General features: G+C 53.3%; 17 protein-coding genes and 1 riboswitch. Of the genes, 11 read left to right on the top strand and 6 right to left on the bottom strand.

Annotated features, from left to right (window positions below; translation table 11 throughout):
- Positions 1-4 precede the first annotated feature (4 nt).
- The 4 genes from CKV68_RS10410 to pth (CKV68_RS10395) all read left to right on the top strand — a co-directional run bounded on the left by CKV68_RS10410 (position 5) and on the right by pth (CKV68_RS10395) (position 4,487).
- Complete coding sequence (locus CKV68_RS10410) at positions 5-985, top strand: ribose-phosphate diphosphokinase (protein ID WP_013911132.1); 981 nt, start codon at positions 5-7, stop codon at positions 983-985.
- Positions 986-1,082: 97 nt separating this feature from the next.
- Positions 1,083-2,957: a type I pullulanase gene (pulA, locus tag CKV68_RS10405; protein WP_095076154.1), complete on the top strand. Its 1,875-nt coding sequence runs from the start codon at positions 1,083-1,085 to the stop codon at positions 2,955-2,957.
- A gap of 269 nt (positions 2,958-3,226) precedes the next feature.
- Positions 3,227-3,850, top strand: a complete 624-nt coding sequence (locus CKV68_RS10400; protein ID WP_013911130.1) for a 50S ribosomal protein L25/general stress protein Ctc — start codon at positions 3,227-3,229, stop codon at positions 3,848-3,850.
- A 76-nt stretch (positions 3,851-3,926) separates the two neighbouring features.
- Positions 3,927-4,487, top strand: coding sequence for an aminoacyl-tRNA hydrolase (pth, locus tag CKV68_RS10395; protein ID WP_029975008.1), 561 nt, complete (start codon positions 3,927-3,929; stop codon positions 4,485-4,487).
- On the opposite strand, the gene CKV68_RS11460 is transcribed toward pth (CKV68_RS10395), so the two are convergent.
- A complete protein-coding gene (locus tag CKV68_RS11460) occupies positions 4,465-4,644 on the bottom strand; it encodes a hypothetical protein (RefSeq protein WP_013911127.1) in 180 nt (59 codons plus the stop codon). The genes pth (CKV68_RS10395) and CKV68_RS11460 overlap by 23 nt on opposite strands.
- Before the next feature lie 58 nt (positions 4,645-4,702).
- The gene (locus tag CKV68_RS10385) at positions 4,703-5,725 is read right to left on the bottom strand and encodes an NAD(P)H-dependent flavin oxidoreductase (RefSeq protein ID WP_095076153.1); all 1,023 of its coding nucleotides are present in this window, start codon (positions 5,723-5,725) and stop codon (positions 4,703-4,705) included.
- Between the two features lie 29 nt (positions 5,726-5,754).
- On the opposite strand from CKV68_RS10385, the gene pth (CKV68_RS10380) reads away from it, so the two are divergent.
- The 3 genes from pth (CKV68_RS10380) to CKV68_RS10370 all read left to right on the top strand — a co-directional run bounded on the left by pth (CKV68_RS10380) (position 5,755) and on the right by CKV68_RS10370 (position 9,005).
- Complete coding sequence (gene pth, locus CKV68_RS10380) at positions 5,755-6,402, top strand: aminoacyl-tRNA hydrolase (RefSeq protein ID WP_013911125.1); 648 nt, start codon at positions 5,755-5,757, stop codon at positions 6,400-6,402.
- A gap of 13 nt (positions 6,403-6,415) precedes the next feature.
- On the top strand, positions 6,416-7,270 hold the full coding sequence (locus tag CKV68_RS10375; protein ID WP_095076152.1) for an SDR family NAD(P)-dependent oxidoreductase: 855 nt from the start codon (positions 6,416-6,418) through the stop codon (positions 7,268-7,270).
- Positions 7,271-7,370: 100 nt separating this feature from the next.
- A complete protein-coding gene (locus CKV68_RS10370) occupies positions 7,371-9,005 on the top strand; it encodes a peptide chain release factor 3 (RefSeq protein WP_013911123.1) in 1,635 nt (544 codons plus the stop codon).
- Between the two features lie 71 nt (positions 9,006-9,076).
- On the opposite strand, the gene pip is transcribed toward CKV68_RS10370, so the two are convergent.
- The 3 genes from pip to CKV68_RS10355 form a co-directional block, all read right to left on the bottom strand.
- Positions 9,077-10,096: a prolyl aminopeptidase gene (gene pip / locus CKV68_RS10365; RefSeq protein ID WP_029975013.1), complete on the bottom strand. Its 1,020-nt coding sequence runs from the start codon at positions 10,094-10,096 to the stop codon at positions 9,077-9,079.
- 79 nt (positions 10,097-10,175) lie between these two features.
- Positions 10,176-10,829 carry a membrane protein gene (locus CKV68_RS10360; RefSeq protein ID WP_013911121.1) on the bottom strand — a complete coding sequence of 218 codons (654 nt, stop codon included), beginning with the start codon at positions 10,827-10,829 and terminating at the stop codon, positions 10,176-10,178.
- 55 nt (positions 10,830-10,884) lie between these two features.
- Positions 10,885-11,040, bottom strand: coding sequence for a hypothetical protein (locus CKV68_RS10355; protein WP_230588403.1), 156 nt, complete (start codon positions 11,038-11,040; stop codon positions 10,885-10,887).
- Positions 11,041-11,397: 357 nt separating this feature from the next.
- Here CKV68_RS10355 and CKV68_RS10350 point away from each other — a divergent pair, with 357 nt between their 5' ends.
- The 3 genes from CKV68_RS10350 (at position 11,398) to CKV68_RS10340 (ending at position 15,150) form a co-directional block, all read left to right on the top strand.
- Positions 11,398-12,828 carry a glyceraldehyde-3-phosphate dehydrogenase gene (locus tag CKV68_RS10350; protein WP_029975014.1) on the top strand — a complete coding sequence of 477 codons (1,431 nt, stop codon included), beginning with the start codon at positions 11,398-11,400 and terminating at the stop codon, positions 12,826-12,828.
- A gap of 335 nt (positions 12,829-13,163) precedes the next feature.
- Positions 13,164-13,385 (top strand): hypothetical protein, encoded by a 222-nt coding sequence (locus tag CKV68_RS10345; RefSeq protein ID WP_029975015.1) that lies wholly within the window; start codon positions 13,164-13,166, stop codon positions 13,383-13,385.
- Positions 13,383-13,549: riboswitch (cobalamin riboswitch) on the bottom strand. (Overlaps the previous gene by 3 nt.)
- Before the next feature lie 350 nt (positions 13,550-13,899).
- Positions 13,900-15,150: a DUF6882 domain-containing protein gene (locus CKV68_RS10340; RefSeq protein ID WP_013911117.1), complete on the top strand. Its 1,251-nt coding sequence runs from the start codon at positions 13,900-13,902 to the stop codon at positions 15,148-15,150.
- Here CKV68_RS10340 and CKV68_RS10335 read toward each other — a convergent pair.
- A complete protein-coding gene (locus CKV68_RS10335) occupies positions 15,147-16,217 on the bottom strand; it encodes an enoyl-CoA hydratase/isomerase family protein (RefSeq protein ID WP_095076151.1) in 1,071 nt (356 codons plus the stop codon). The genes CKV68_RS10340 and CKV68_RS10335 overlap by 4 nt on opposite strands.
- Positions 16,218-16,401: 184 nt before the next feature.
- Here CKV68_RS10335 and CKV68_RS10330 point away from each other — a divergent pair, with 184 nt between their 5' ends.
- Complete coding sequence (locus tag CKV68_RS10330; protein WP_014525523.1) at positions 16,402-17,220, top strand: Cof-type HAD-IIB family hydrolase; 819 nt, start codon at positions 16,402-16,404, stop codon at positions 17,218-17,220.
- The last annotated feature ends 23 nt before the right edge of the window (positions 17,221-17,243 follow it).

Genomic DNA, 17,243 nt, shown 5'->3' with positions numbered 1-17,243 from the left:
CCCCATGACTTCGCACAACTGGACCGCAAACCAGAAGAATTTGATGCTGTTCACTGGTCGCGCCCACCCTGCTCTTGCCGACGCCGTCGCTAATGAACTAGGTATCAGCACCACCCCGACAACCGCCCGCGACTTTGCTAACGGCGAGATCTTCGTCCGTTTTGAGGAATCCGTCCGCGGCTGCGACGCTTTTGTTTTGCAGTCCCACGCACAGCCGCTTAACAAGTGGCTCATGGAACAGCTCATCATGATTGATGCGCTCAAGCGCGGCTCCGCAAAGCGCATCACCGCGATTCTCCCCTTCTATCCTTATGCACGTCAGGATAAGAAGCACCGCGGCCGCGAGCCGATTTCCGCCCGCTTGGTCGCAGACTTGCTGCGCACTGCTGGCGCTGACCGCATCGTTGCAGTCGATCTCCACACCGATCAGATCCAGGGCTTCTTCGACGGCCCCGTCGATCACATGCACGCTATGCCGATCCTGACCGATTACATCAAGGGCAAGTACGACCTAGAAAACGTCGTGGTTGTTTCCCCTGATGCCGGCCGTGTGAAGGTCGCAGAAAAATGGGCTAATACGCTTGGCGACGCCCCCCTCGCCTTCGTTCACAAGACTCGTTCCGTGGACGTAGCCAACCAGGTTGTGGCTAACCGCGTGGTCGGCGATGTGAAGGGTAAGACTGCAATCTTGCTCGATGACATGATCGATACCGGTGGAACCATCGCCGGCGCCGTGGGAGTCCTCCGCGATGCCGGCGCTGAAGACGTCATCATCGCGTGTACCCATGGTGTGTTCTCCGGCCCTGCCCGCGAGCGTCTCTCCCAGTGCGGTGCAAAAGAAGTGATCACCACTGACACGCTGCCGCAGTCCGATGAGGGCTGGGACAACCTCACGGTATTGTCCATTGCTCCGCTCTTGGCAAAGACGATCCATGAGATCTTTGAAAACGGCTCCGTAACCACCCTGTTTGAGGGCGAAGCCTAAAACCACGTCAAGGCCTGGTACGCGGCCTCGTGTACCAGGCCTTAGCCATGCCCGTCGCCCTTTTGACTTTCTCCCCTGATTTTTCGTTGGATTTCTGATGCACGATTCCCTCCCCTCACCAGCCTCTGATACATACGACGGGCAGCTTGGTGCCCTCTACACCCCAACTGCCACGACTTTCCGAGTATGGGCTCCCTCAGCTCACAAGGTAGATCTGATTCTTAACCGGGAATCGGATAGTCAGCGCATCGCGATGGCGTCGATAAGCAAAGGCACATGGGAAACCGTCGTCTCGGGAGACTGCGAGAACGCGGTTTATATGTATCGCCTTGAGTTTGACCAGGGTAAGGTCGTCGAATCTGTTGATCCCTATGCGCGGGCAGTCACCGCAAACGGCGATCAAGGTGTTGTTCTCGCCCCCGGAACCCCGTTGCAACGAATGCCTGCTTTTAGTTCCCCGCTAGATGCAGTCATCTACGAGGCACACATTCGTGATCTCACTATCGGACCAGACAACGGAATCACGCACAAAGGAACTTTTCTAGGGCTTGTAGAACCCGGTACGCGCACAGCGTTAGGTAACCGCAGTGGTCTCGATTATCTCCGTTCCCTTGGAGTAACCCACGTACAGCTACTGCCAATTTTTGACTTCGAGTCGATCGATGAAACCGGCGACCTTAGTTTTGACGCCCAGTACAACTGGGGCTACGACCCATTAAATTACAACGTTCCCGAGGGCTCATACTCCACCGACCCCACAGCCCCTGCCTGCAGAATCACAGAGCTTAAGCGCACTATCGATGCCCTCCACACAGCTGGTTTACGCGTGATCATGGATGTGGTGTACAACCACGTCTACTCCACGTCATCGTCACCCTTAGAGCGCACAGCACCCGGCCGATATTTCCGGATGACTCCAGAGGGAACCTTCTACGACGGAACTTTCTGTGGCAATGAAACCGCCTCAGAAGAACCCATGATGCGAAAATTCCTCCTCGATTCGGTTGAATACTGGGCCAAGGAATTCGCACTCGATGGTTTCCGCTTTGATCTCATGGGAATCCACGATGTAGAAACCATGAATCTGGTGCGCGAACGCCTGGATAGTATCGACCCCTCTATCATCATCGTGGGAGAAGGCTGGCCCATGGGAAACCACCCCGAGGGGGTTCTTCCCGCACACCAGGGCAATGCAGAGCATATGCCAAGGATTGCACACTTTAATGAGTCCCTCCGAGACACTCTCAAGGGCAGCACTTTTGGAGAAGAACGCCCCGGTCTACTTACCGGATCCCACGATCCCCAGCTCATGTGGACACTCTTTAACAACATCAAAGGTGGCCAGCACCTACCAGGAATCTCTTTTACTGCGCCAGAGCAATCGGTTGCCTACGTTGAAGCACACGATAATCACACGTTGTTTGATCGCCTCCGCATCGCATTGCCTGAGGCAGAAGAAGCCGAGTTGATCCAGCGATGCCAGTTAGCCATGGAGGTCCAGTTCCTTGCTGCGGGCATTGTCTTCATCCACGCAGGACAAGAGTTTGCTCGCACCAAGTATGGCGACGAAAATTCCTACGCATCCCCAGACCACATCAACCACTTTGATTATGACCGCGCGGGGCGCCTGCATAGTTCTGTCGATCTGCTTCGCGAACTCATAGCCATGCGTAACGACCACGGTTTTATGCGACTCAACTCTTTCGAGGAGATCCGGCATACCACCGTGGCCACGGTTATTACCCCACGTCAGTTGGTGTACACGGTGGAAGCATCCGATACTGCCACACCCCCCTTCCTAGTCGCTATCAACTTTGCCAACACAGAATTTCACGCGCCAGTGGAACCCGGTAGCTACGAGGAGATCTTTGCGCGACATCATTACGTGGGAGAAAACCCTCCTGTTGCAATAAGCGAGGGAAAACTTAGTGTTGCACCTTTGAGCGTAAGTATCTGGCGAATCGTGGACTAGGGAACAATAAGCTCCTAGTCACCTACCGCAGTTATGCCTCAGCCACGCTGATCATGTACATTTTTCAGCTTGATTCCGCGGCGGCATTGGTGGTATCGTAGCCGAGTCTCGGCGAGGGCGCCTTGTAAGGAGCCGTTATCGACGCGATCGTTTTTAAAGCTTATTTAAGCCTGCGAAGACTCGACCAAGACATTCGAGTCGGCCGCAGGCCATTTTCTTTTGGTGCGGCCGAAGTTTTCACCTTCATAAAATATTTGAGGAGAATTTTCATGGCTAACTACCCAACCATCTCAGCTCAGCCACGTACCGAGTTTGGCAAGGGCTTTGCTCGCCGCCTGCGTGTTGCTGGCCAGGTTCCTGGTGTTATCTACGGCACCGATCTTGAAGCACCACTTCACTTCTCCGTAGACATCCTTGAGCTCCACGCACTGCTTCGTGCACACGGTTCCAACGCTGTTCTCGATCTTGATATCGAAGGCGAGAAGCACCTCGCTATGGTCAAGCACGTTGATCAGAACGTTTTGACCCTCAACGCTGATCACGTCGACCTCCTAGCCATCAAGCGTGGCGAGAAGGTTGAGGTTGAGGTTCCTGTTGCACTCCAGGGAGAGACCGCACCAGGCACCACCCTGATCCAGGATGCTGACACCGTTCTCGTTGAAGCAGACGTTCTCTCCATCCCTGAAGAGATCGCTTTTTCCGTTGAAGGCCTTGAGGTTGATTCCAAGGTCCTCGCCGGCGACCTTTCCCTCCCAGCAAACACCACCTTGGTTGCTGATCCTGAGTTCGTCATTGCTACCGTTTCCTTCGAAGAGGTTGCTGAAGAGCCTGAGGAGTCCGCTGAGGGCGAAGCTGCTGAGTCCGCAGAAGCTGAGGCTGAGGGCGAAGAGTAAACTTTTTTCGCTTACTTACGTAAAAAGCCAGCTCGCATTTTTGTGGGCTGGTTTTTTACTGCCACAATAAGAAACCGTGACTTCACCTTTTCTCGTCGTTGGCCTTGGCAATCCCGGCCCGCAATACGCAACAACTCGCCACAACATCGGTTATATGGCAATCGATGAGCTGCTCACCCGCACCTCCCCTATGCCAGCAAAGCTCAGTGCACATAAAAAAACCAATATGATGGCAGCAGAGACTAGGATCGGAACTACAAAAGTCATCCTTGCCACGCCGCGCAGCTTTATGAATCTCTCCGGTGGCCCAGTGCGGTCAATCGCGAATTTTTTCAACGTTCCCGCTTCCCAGGTGATAGTGCTTTTCGACGACCTCGAACTCGGGTTCAGCGAAGTCAAAGCAAAACGTGGGGGCGGTGATCATGGGCACAATGGCTTGCGTTCCATTACCCAGTCATTGGGCACGAAAGACTACATCCGAGTAGGAATAGGAATAGGACGCCCGCCCGGCCGCATGGAACCTAAAGCATTTGTTCTCAAACCTTTTAGCAAGAAGGAACTGGTGGAAATCCCTATCGCGTGTGCCGATGCCGCAGACGAAGTTGAGCGGATTATTACCAACGGCGGGCTTTCTTAAGCGCTTTAGCCAGGGCAGCGTCGTCTAGCTCAAATGCCCCCTGCTTATCTAACCTTTTGAGCACCACCGCACAGGTTTTACAGCGCGGATTGTCTCGGCAACACTTCTTCTTGTGCTTGCCTTTACGTGCAGCTTTTCTAATTTTATCCATGCCCATAATCGACCACTATATAAGAGCTAAACCTTTCCTAAGTACATGGCGCGAAGTGGAAGACTTATTCGCCCGTGAGATAGTCCAGTATTTCTTGCACTGTACCTGGGCAAATGAGCTCAGTGCGCTCACCAACAAGGCAATATTCATAACCTTTCCGATTCCTTAATCCAGACATCATGATGCCAAGCTCTGGATAGGAACATGGCAGGTCGGGATGGGAAAGGGAAAACTTCGTTGCGATCCCGCGCGCCACCCGTCCAGAAAAAGCTCGACTACTCAGGGTCGGCCCACCTGCACTGACCATCGTTCTATTTGCACTGCTGGTTCCCGCTTCTTGGGAAAGGAGAAAGACCGAACCACAACTCACCGCACTAGCCCCCGTAACCAAAGTGGCTTTCACATCTTTGGGTGTTCTGATTCCGCCTGCCGCGATCAGCACCGCATCGGGGTGCTGTGTATGAAGCACAGTACACAGTTCTGCGGTTGAGGAGACACTCGGTGTTTCGCGAGCATCCCACGTCAAGCGATGTCCTCCTGCCTCATGTCCTTGTACGACAAGGGCGTCAACGCCACGAGATAGAGCTACTTCTGCCTCCCGCACACTGGTTACTGATACCCATGCTTCCACGCCCACGCTATGGAACTGCCCTATCTCTTCCGTAGTAAAACACCCAAAGGAACTAGACACTACTGTGGGCCCGTAGCCTTCTGCGCACGCAGTAAAGACTGCCTCACGCTTTGCAAGAAAGTCATTCGAGTAGTCAACAGTGGGTATATCCGGTTGATCCACCCCCACCGCTTCACATTCTTTTTTCACGATCTGCTGAACACGATCGAGCGCATCAGGGTCAGTGTGATGAGGCTGCGGGTAGAAAAAATTAACCCCATAAGGTTTTCCCATTGTCAGCTGGGCGCAGTCTCGTAAATCTTGTACGAGTAGCGCGACATCTTTGTTTCCTGAGGCCAAAAATCCCAATCCGCCGCCGTTAGAAATAGCTGCAGCAAGCGCGGGAGTTGATGGGCCGCCTGCCATTGGAGCACCGATGATAGGACAGCTAAGCTTTTCCAGGATCCGCGACGTCATAGTCGCATGCTAGTGGAAAGACGAAATGTATGACGTTTAGAGAATTGTTGCAGCGTATCTTCACACCTAAGAAAGCGTTCAATCAGCCGCACACGGAGACAGCTGTTCATCGCCCGACCCCCGAGTGGATCGTCATCGGACTTGGTAACCCGGGAAACACTTATGCCAGAAATCGACACAACGTGGGATACATGGCTGTCGACGCTCTCCTAGAGGGCACCCCGCTCACCCAGCGGCGAGGCTTACCCGTGGAGGAAGCACGTCTTAAGATTGGTCAACACGAGATCGCTGTGCTGCGTTCCACCACCTACATGAACAACTCGGGGGAAGCGATCGCCCCTATCGCAGAAGAATACGGCATTGCAGCAGATCACATCATTATTCTGCATGATGAGTTGGACCTTCCCCACGGTACTGTTCGTATCAAAAAGGGAGGCAATGAAAACGGCCACAATGGCCTTAAATCAAGCAGCGCATTGTTAAATACCCGCGATTACCTGAGGATACGCATGGGAATTTCGCGTCCGCCGAAGGGGATGTCTGTGCCGGATTATGTCCTCGGCGATGTTGAGCATGATGAGGCTCTTGACACCATGATCGCACGGTCTGCAGAAGCGGTGCGGCTTGTTGTCAGTGCCGGAATCGCACAGGCACAACACACAATCCACTCCGCATAGCTAAGCTAAAAACATGCGAACAATCGTGATTACCGGTGCAAGTGACGGAATCGGGGCAGCTGCAGCACGGCTACTAGCTGCGCAGCACCCAGACGATAGATTGGTGTTAGTGGGAAGGAATCCACAGAAAACAGCAGCTATAGCGGAAGCTGTCGGGGCTGAATTTTTCTGCGCGGACTATTCCTCACTCACCGATGTACGTCGATTAGCCCACGATCTCTTAGCTGCTTGCGATCGTATCGATGTGCTTGCCAATAATGCTGGCGGTATCTTCGATGGCCCCATCATCACTGAAGACGGTTTTGAGCAAACGTTCCAGATCAACTACCTGGCACCTTTTCTGCTCACCCACGAGCTGTTCCCCCTCCTTGAGAAGTCAAACGCTCACGTTATTATGACCTCTAGTCTGGCCAATGTGCTCTTTGGTCGCCTGGATTTTGATGACCTCATGGGGGTCAAAGACTACAAAACAAACCGTGCCTATGGCACCAGCAAGCTCGCAGACTTGTTGTTTGCGAGGTCGCTACATCAAAAATTTCAGCATCGCGGAATCAGCGCGGTCTCATTCCACCCAGGCGTGGTACTCACCAACTTCGCCCAAGAATCACATGGCTTCCTTAGCCGCTTCTACAAGAACCCCTTGGCCAGCAAATTGAGTATTTCTGCAGAACAAGGTGGAAAAAACCTGGCGTATTTTATTGACGGCACCCCCACTATCACGTGGCAATCAGGCCTCTACTACAACGACAAGCTTCGTCCTGGTGTGGTCAATCCGCTGGCACGTTCACAACGGGCCGCAGACACTCTTTTCACGCGCACCGAGTCCATGCTCGGCATCCATTTTGGCCAGCCAGACGCCACTCATTGATCTTTCACCGAGCCCCCTCACCCCTCCATGCTCATGTCTGCGAGTAGGAGGGGTCAGGTGGATTCGGGACATTGCGCCAAGGCGATTATCCTTATCAACCATGAGTACTCTTTCCAGCGAAGCATCACGTCGCCGAACTTTTGCAGTCATCGCCCACCCAGACGCAGGTAAGTCCACGCTGACGGAGGCCCTCGCACTGCATGCGCACGTCATTGCAGAGGCTGGCGCCGTGCACGGCAAAGCCGGTAGGAAGGCGACTGTCTCCGACTGGATGGATATGGAGAAAGACCGCGGTATCTCCATTGCCTCCTCGGCACTGCAGTTTGAGTACGCTCCTGAGGGGCACAAAGGCGAGCCCTTTGTGATCAACTTGGTGGATACACCTGGTCACGCAGACTTTTCTGAGGACACATATCGAGTACTCACCGCCGTCGATGCCGCAGTCATGCTTATCGACGCCGCCAAAGGCCTTGAGCCACAAACCCTCAAGCTCTTCCGCGTCTGTAAAGCCCGCGGCCTCCCCATTGTCACCGTCATTAACAAGTGGGACCGCCCAGGTCGCACGCCACTAGAGCTTGTCGACGAGATCGTCAACGAAATCGGCCTCCAACCCACCCCGCTCTTCTGGCCAGTAGGAGATGCCGGAGACTTCCGTGGGCTTGCTCGCATCAACGCAGATGGTGAAGCCGCAGAATACATCCACTTCCTACGCACGGCCGGCGGCTCTACCATTGCGCCTGAAGAGCACTATGCTCCGGAAGAAGCCGAACAACGCGAAGAAAGCGCGTGGGAAACCGCGGTGGAAGAAGCCGAGCTTCTTGCAGCAGACGGAGCCATACACGACCAGGATCTCTTCCTCGATTGCACTACCTCTCCACTTATTTTTGCGTCTGCAATGCTGAACTTTGGTGTCCATCAGATTTTGGACACTCTCTGTAGCCTCGCCCCCTCTCCTAGCGGCCGAGCATCCGACGCTAAAGCGATCTCCGATGCGACGACAGCAATCGACGAGTCACGCGACGTCACCGATGACTTCTCCGGCGTAGTTTTCAAGGTCCAGGCTGGCATGGATAAAAACCACCGTGACTCCCTAGCGTTTATGCGCATCGTATCTGGGGAATTTGATCGTGGCATGCAGGTTACCCATGCGCAATCGGGGCGTAGTTTTTCCACAAAATACGCGCTCACGGTCTTCGGTCGAACCCGTTCCACTGTGGAGACCGCCTACCCAGGTGACATCGTCGGTCTCGTGAACGCTGGTGCCCTAGCACCCGGTGACACGATCTTTGAAGGGCGAAAAGTCCAATATCCGCCAATGCCGCAATTCGCCCCAGAACATTTCCGCATCCTCAGAGCCAAGTCTCTAGGAAAGTACAAGCAATTCCGCAAAGGATTGGACCAGCTTGCTGCCGAGGGCGTTGTTCAAATCCTTAAAAATGATGCCCGCGGCGATGCTGCCCCGGTCATGGCTGCGGTTGGCCCCATGCAGTTTGAGGTCATGATGGCCCGGATGGAAAACGAATACAACGTGGAGACCATCTCAGATCCCATCCCCTACTCCGTTGCTCGACGTACCACGCCCGAAACCGCAACAGAGCTTTCCAAACAGCGCGGTGTGGAAGTATTCCAGCGAACCGACGGTGAGCTCGTAGCCCTCTTTGGAGATAAGTGGAAACTCGCTTTCATAGAAAAAGAGCACCCAGAGTTCGAGCTTCTGCCCATGGTTGCAGACTAATCACGCACTCACGATAAGCAGAAAGGCCGCAGTCCCTGTGAGAATGAACTACGGCCTTTTCTTTTTTGTGCTTACCTCGATAGTTCTTCTGCAAAACGATCCGTTGCGGCTACCAGAGCAGCAACATTTTCTTTTTCGCTCGCAGCGTGTCCGGACGTCGGCGAGAAATGGAATTCGGCCTCTGGCCATGCCCGGTGCAGATTCCATGCGGTAACGGGCGGGCAGACAACGTCGTAACGCCCCTGGACGATCACCGCGGGGATATCCCGGATGCGTTCGATATTGGCAGGTTCTAGCAGTTCACCGTCGCGCATAAAGCCCTGATGAACAAAGTAATGGTTCTCAATGCGTGCAAACGCCAAGGCAAAGCGCTCATCCTCATGGTCTTGAGTGTCTCGAATCTCTAGGAAAGACGTCGATCCTTCCCAGACACTCCACGCACGAGCAGCCTCGAGCGCCACGGCGCGATCGCTCGAATGGAGAAGTTTGTGGTACTCCGCGATCAAGTCCACACCAGCAAGGTGGGTCGCTCCTGATAGATCATCTGCGGCAGGCTTTTTATCCTCTGGGATGACAGAGAGGTACCGTTCCCACTTGTCAGGGAATAAGTGTGCGGCGCCCCCGTTATAGAACCAATCCAACTCGGTTTTTCGCAGCATAAAGATTCCCCGAAGCACCACAGCAAGCACACGGTCTGGATGCGTTTGGATGTATTTCAGGGACAAAGTAGAACCCCACGAACCACCAAAGACCAGCCATTTATCTATTCCGAGTTGCTGGCGTATCGCCTCTATATCCTCGACTAGCTTGTGCGTGGTGTTCACCGCCAAGGCTGCTTCTAGATCAATGTCCGGATCTGCAATATGTGGAGTGGATTTTCCGCAGCCACGCTGATCGATCAAGATGACCCGGTACTTATCCTGATCAAAAAATCCTGCGTTTTCTTTTGTCGTTCCGCCACCAGGACCGCCGTGGATAAAGACTGCTGGGATGCCCTGCGGATTTCCATATTCTGTATAGGCAATACGCTGTCCGTCGCGTTCAATATGTGATTCGCCAATTGGGTCAGCTACCGGATAAAGAGTTGTCATTCTTCACAGCCTAGCTATGCAACCGCGCGTAGGAAGGGGTTAGGGAGTTTGTGTTACAGCGTGGGCGTCGAAAAGCCCGCTATAGATGCGAAACTCCCATGAGCACCAGGGCGATAGCCACCAGATAACCGGCCCACAGGGCTACGCGGTCACTATTGCACCGCGCCCACTCAAAAGCTCTACCCAAGGGGCTCTCTGGGAACGCACGCACAAATCCCACGCCTACTGCGCAGAAAAACGGAAGGCTCAGGGCAAGGGACGCATAAAGGAACAATGCGATGTAACTGAATGTTCTGCTGTAATCACCGGTGGCAAGATAGGCCAGCCCTGTGAAAAATGGAATCGACGTGATCGATTGCGCCACCCCTAAGACAAAACCCACCACCATCGTCTTCAGGCTTGGCGTACGCAATGGTTCAAGTAAGCGTTGCACTAATCCTGTTGAGTCGCCACCTCGCCATGTAAGAATTGCTCCGGCGATACCTGTCACTATCAAGATCACGCCAAACACAGGCGAATCTATGAAAGCGCGGACCTTATCTTCTATCGAATGAAACAGCGCCAGAGTGGGGATTGAAAGAAGAAAAACGCCTAGCCAATCCCCCAAGATCAAAAGCGATACTATTTTTCCGTAGCGCCCCCCGCGAGGCACTAGGAGAGCCACCGCAACAATGACTCCGATGAGCAAAACATTAACGGAGTCCATGAGAGCATAGCTCACAGCGTGCAACACGATGAAGACTCCCTCGTCTTAAAAATCACTGACAGTGTGATCATTGATCACAGCCTTAACGAGTGTACGGATTTCCGTCAAACTTACGCAACGCGTCGCCGCGAATTGCAAGCTGGTACCACGCCTGATATGGGTCTATGTTCAAATCCAAAGCACCAAGAAAACCCACATCAGCCCGGACTACTTTTATGTTCTTTGTCCAGGATTTCACTTCATGAGTTTTTCTTTTTACAACGCCCTCCGCACGTCTGTACCTCCGGAAGCTCGCTCATTGGTTCTTAAAGGTCTTTCAGATTCTCCGTTATCCGCACCCCTCATAGAACGACAAACATTAAGTGGCATGTATCACACACCACCCCGACCCACCTTTACATAACACTAATTTCCACAAGAATCTTTACAAAGTAGTAAGCTCTTCCCCCCCATTAGGGTGTACCTTAAGTGGAAAAGTTCACAAGAAATATCCGACCTATCCGCTTCTTTCACTAACATTGCGGGGGTGTGCGACTGATTTGGATGTCGCCGCTCGATTTCACACTTCGACACTACTTAAGGACCTCTACCTCCCATGGCACAGGACTGGAACGATAAGCTCGAATCCGCACAAAAGATGCTGCCCCTGATTGGACAGCTACACCGCAACAACAACGTGGTTGTCTCCGTCTTTGGCCGGTTGCTTATCGACGTCACCGACATCGACATCGTCAAGGCACACCGCTACTCACGCTTAGCTACAGAAACAGAACTTTCTCCCGCCGACACTCTCCCAATCCTGGAAGCGGTAGCACGCCTGAACCTGGGAACTGCATCAATCGATCTAGGTCGCCTCGCCGTGCTTTATCGCGAGCAGGGTGGTGAACTGGAGCAATTCCTCTCCTCTGAGCTTGCTTCTGTCATTGGTGCCAACTCCGAGCAGGAGCCTACCGACGTAGTTCTCTATGGCTTTGGTCGAATTGGCCGTCTCCTAGCCAGAATCCTTATCGCGCGTGAAGCCGCTCATGGTGGGGTTCGACTCCGTGCCATTGTGGTTCGTAAAAAGGGCGATGGCGATATCATCAAGCGCGCATCCCTTCTACGACGCGATTCCGTTCACGGCGCATTCAACGGCACCATCACGGTTGATGAGGACAATGAAGTCATCTGGGCTAACGGCACCGCAATCAAGATGATTTACGCCAATGATCCCGCCACCATCGACTACACCTCTTATGGCATCAACAACGCTATCGTGGTGGACAACACCGGAGTCTGGCGTGATCGCGCAGGGCTTAGCCAGCACCTTAGCGCTAAAGGCGTCCAACGCGTCATCCTCACGGCCCCGGGCAAGGGTGATCTCAAGAACATTGTTTATGGCATCAACCACAACGACATTTCCGATTCTGATCAGATTGTCACCGCGGCTTCTTGCACCACCAACGGGATCACACCTACCCTCAAGGTGATCAACGATCACTATGGCATCGAAAATGGTCACGTAGAAACCGTGCACTCCTTTACCAACGATCAAAACCTGATCGATAACTTCCATAAGGGGGCTCGCCGCGGGCGCGCCGCTGGCCTAAACATGGTGTTAACGGAAACAGGAGCGGCAAAGGCAGTATCAAAGGCTCTCCCTGAGCTCGAAGGCAAACTCACCGGCAACTCCATCCGAGTCCCCACCCCCGATGTGTCCATGGCGGTGCTCAACCTCACCTTGGAGAAGGAAGCTTCGCGCGATGAGGTCAATGAACTCATGGACAAAGTCGCGCTGCATTCGGATCTGCGTCAGCAAATTTCCTATATCAACTCCCCCGAAGTCGTGTCGTCCGACTTTGTGGGCAGCACCCATGCAGGTATCGTCGACGGCCTTGCCACCATTGCTAACGGGAAACACCTTGTGCTCTATGTCTGGTATGACAATGAATTCGGATATTCAAACCAGGTTATCCGCATTGTTGAGCATGTAGCTGGCGCACGCCCCAAGGTTCTCCCCGAGCGTATTCCTTCAGATCAGATCTAAGCTCTCATACAAGCACTCAAGGTGCGGACTCCTCGGAGTCCGCACCTTGAGTTTTTCAATTATGTGGTGCGCCACCCGCCCCATACAGGCAATACACGCGCGGACTGCCACGGCCACGCGAGAAGTGAGGACTGCTGCGAGACATGAACACATGTCCTCAACCCCATTGCCCTATGCATAGCCCTCTTTCCTTAAAGAATTAATGAAGATCGGTGCCCAAGATCCCTTAGCCGAGATTGTGCCACGTGTGAAAAGCTGACATCTTTTCACACCTCGACTCCGGGGAGACCTTCACCTTCTTTTAGGAAAAGAAAACTACAACAATGTAGGAGCGGGTGAACGCCGTCTTTATATCCCAGAACCTCATCTGGGATTACAACCAGCTACTCCTTGTCGCACTAGGGAAGCGCTATACGGAAGCGGACGACAAAGTCTTATATCCCCACGGCGGACTATATCGATGGGAGAACCGTATTCGGCTCAATCCCTTGGAAGCCACACTCAAGCGCATAATTGCATACTGCTTTCTCTCTGGGCTCGAATCCCCGCAAGCCTGATATACATGTGCTGAAGCCGGTCTCCTGGCTACTGCTGCCGTTGTTTCTGTTCCCTTCCCGCTTAGCGCAGTGAGAACACGAGGCTTTCTTGTGCAGTTACAGTGGCGGGGTCCGCTGCCGGATTTTCACCGGCATTCCCGATCACTTCAGCTAAGTCCTCACTCTAGCAAGGCTTCACTCAAAGGACACCCACTTTAAAAAAATCGTGGGAAACCACACCTAAAAGTGTTCATCGATGTTTATGTTCTTTGTGCTTGCACTTGTTCCCCTTAATGCCCCGCATGTGAACGTATTTCTCTACTGCGAGTGCACAAGAATCGGCAGTTTCACCACCTGACCGGACCTGTTTTTCTTAGGTTCGCTAGGATGAGCTGAAGATCATTCACCTTTCACGGGGAATTGAATCGCCGTAGCCCCTTTGTATCCCGTGAAGTATCCCTCTTAACAGTAAAACGCCCCGCTTCACCTTGGCGTACCCGTCACTATGTCTCCCTATCTTGAAAGGTTGTTGCGAATGTTTTTACCTGCCCCCATAGATTTCAACGATGTGATCATCGACGGCGTTATTTCCCAAGCTGAAATTTCTGAAGCATTCACTCAACTACTCGGGTACGTACACGAATATGAGTTCAATGCCACGCCTACCGGTTACCAAGTCCAATTCCATACTCGACGTGGACTACACACTTATGAAGGTGTCCTAGCTGCCCATATCGATTCTGAACGTGTGTGGACATGGGCCCAGGAATACACATTTGATATCCCTGAGCTTTCTTTAACACAACCGGCAAGCGATGAGCTTGTGGCGGCCGCACGAACTCTCAACGGCAATGGTCCTGCATATTTGGTGCCGCTCGACGACGGCACACTAGACGTAGTAGTCCTGACCGACGTGCTCCCTCGTTTATCCATATCTGCAGCATTAACCGTAGGTTTGGGCAGGCTACTTGCCGCTGATCCGGACACGCTCAAGAGAGCCGTCCTGGCATACGCTGCCCAGCGAGGACTCAGTTTTCACGAAGATTCCGATCATCTTGAGGTATCTTCCCCTAGCGGAGAGGCCGCGTGCATAGATATCGCCAGAGGCGCAGTAAGCTGCCCCGAATGGAACGGAAAGAATCTCTCACTCTCCAACGTCCAATCAGATGCGGCGCTGGTATCCGCCGAACATCAGCTTTTATTTGAAGGAACCTATCCCGACGCGCATGTGACCGTAGATCCACGTACAGCTACCGCAACCATCAAATCTGCTTATGGAGAATCAGCAACCGCAGAGGCCACGATTCTGGCCGTAGTAGATGACAACTGGACATGGGCGTGGAACGATGAACAACTCATGCACTCCCCCAGCGTAACGCGAGCACTAGGCCTCAAGGCTTTCGCAATGGATAACGGTATACCTGAGCTACTAGGACAACCCATTCCGCTGCACCGCGCCCAAGAACTCGCGCTTGAGTCCGTAGCAAAACCCATCCTCCGAGAGTGGGTCCACACAGTGGCTTCCTTACCGGACGGTCGCCGCGTCATGCTCTTATTACAGTCACCCCGGCTCCAATTGCCAGCAGCAACAAAAGCTTCTATCGCAGCCACCCTTAGCTGTCCTCTCCCCTCCATGGTGAATACTCAGAGATCTATCTCCACCTATGCACATTTCCGCGGCATCGCCCCATCGGCGTTTGATGGCTATACGATTCGCCTCAGTTGTTCGGATGGAAGCGTGCTCGTCTCTTTCGACGCCAATGGAGCTATCGTCGGGGTGAACTAGTCAAGAAAGCCAAGGATTCTTTCAAAAGGCTCCGGGTCAACAGCCTCTGTGACCTTGGGGTCAAAGTGAGGCTCTCTATCTTTATCTACCAGCACTGCGCGGACCCCTTCTGCGAAATTGGGGTTTGCGCGCATGTGCTCACCCAAAGCGACTTCGTGGTCGAGTTCTTCCCGCAACGTTGAACACAGCGCTGATGCTCGCATCAAAAGGGTGGATGCTACAAGCGACTCCGGGTTTGCCCCTTTGAGCAATTCAGCAACCTGAGCAGCAAATACCCGATCAGGATGTGCGCCTAGGGCATGCTCAATTTCAGGCCAGGTATCAAAGTTAAAGGTTTTCTCGATGTTGGGGTAGAGCTTTTCTAGCTCCGATTCTCCCGGCGCGTCTGTGGAAAAAGCTTCCAGAGCTTCATCCAAGGATTCGGCGATGATCATTTCGCGGAACTCAGCAAATGCAGCGCTTGGCACAAAGTCGGTCGCTACTCCTGCCCACATCATGTCTGCAGGGCTCATGCGCCAGCCGGTTAAGACGAGGAAATTGGCTAGGGGCAACGAGCTAAAGCCCTTGAGGCCTGTCATCCGCTGAAGCATAAAGGGAACCCCCACGTCGGGGTTGAATCCGATAGCCATCTCTGGCATCGCAGCAAAAGCTTTCTCGCTAATGACGCGGTGGGAGCCGTGCACGGAGACTCCGAGTCCCCCGCCCATAGCTACGCCGTCGATAAGCGAAATATAGGGCTTGGGGAACAACGCAATGTTGTTATTCATCTCGTATTCGTCGGCGAAGAACTGGTCGCTTGCGCAGCCGTTCCCCGCAAGGATCTGTTCCCTACTAGTGCGCACGTCACCGCCAGCGCAAAATGCCTTTTCTGAGGTGGAATACACAATAACTCTGTGGACGGCGTCATCGTCCCACCATGCATCTAAGGCCTGGTCGATCCGATCGATCATGTCTTGGTTCAAAGAATTCAGGGCTTTGGGTCGGTTCAGCTCGATAATTCCCGTGGTGTTTTCCACGTAGACGTTGACTACTCCCCGATCGCGGTATGTGTCGTCTATTGCATTCATAACCCCCAGTGTTGCACATCACTTGAATAATTGCAGTAGGTTTTCCAATCAGGTGATACAGACTGACGGCGAAAATGTGTCCGACGGTAGTCAGCGGTAGGCTAGTAACGCACATTCTGCGGGTTGCACGCCCGTAATCCCGCAAAGACGCAGTCGTGCGGTTTAACAACGCTAGAAGGAACAGATGACCCCTCGCATTATCGCCACGGACATGGACGGAACTCTGCTCAATCACAAGCATGAAATCCCCGAGTCTTTTTGGCCGCTCCTCGAACGGATGCATGAGCACGAGATCATTTTTGCTCCTGCAAGCGGGAGGCAACTGTATACGCTTCTGAATCAATTTGAACGCAGCACCAAGCAGCTCTCTGTGATCGCTGAAAATGGAACCGTTGTCTACCACGAGGGTTCCATTGTGTCCGTCACCACCATTGATCGGGATCTGGCTCACGCGGTCATTGCGATGATGGATACCACGGATCTTCCGTGGGGTCTCATCCTCTGCCGCGTCGACGGCGCTTTTATGCATAAAAAGCACAAACAGTTTTTGGCTGAAAGCATCCGATACTACGCGCGGTTAGAGCAGGTCGATGACCTACATTCTTATGTTGACGATACCGTGGTAAAACTAGCTATTTTTACTGAAGCTGATGCCGAGTCAATCGCAGCCCCGCTTATCCGCTCAGCCGCTCAAGAACTCAACGTGGTAGTTTCTGGCCGTCATTGGATTGACGTGATGAACCCCGAGGCCAACAAGGGAGTCGCTTTACAGGCCCTCGCGGAAGCCACTGGCACCCATATGAGCGATACCCTCGCATTTGGTGATTTCCTCAACGACCTTGAGTTATTGCAAGCAGCTGGCACCTCATACGCCATGGATAACGCGCATCCCACGATCAAAAGCATCTCCGATGCGGTGGCCCCCTCTCATGCAGATGAGGGCGTGATCCACGTTGTATCGGGCATTCTCGATGCTCTGGAAGCCCGCACCCCTAGCGCCTAGGCGAGACCAAGGAATCCTCCTTC

This window comes from Corynebacterium ulcerans, from assembly GCF_900187135.1.
Classification (GTDB): Bacteria; Actinomycetota; Actinomycetes; order Mycobacteriales; family Mycobacteriaceae; genus Corynebacterium; species Corynebacterium ulcerans.
The sequence above is the reverse complement of the archived record's forward strand: the minus strand, read 5'-3'. Positions and strand labels throughout refer to the sequence as shown.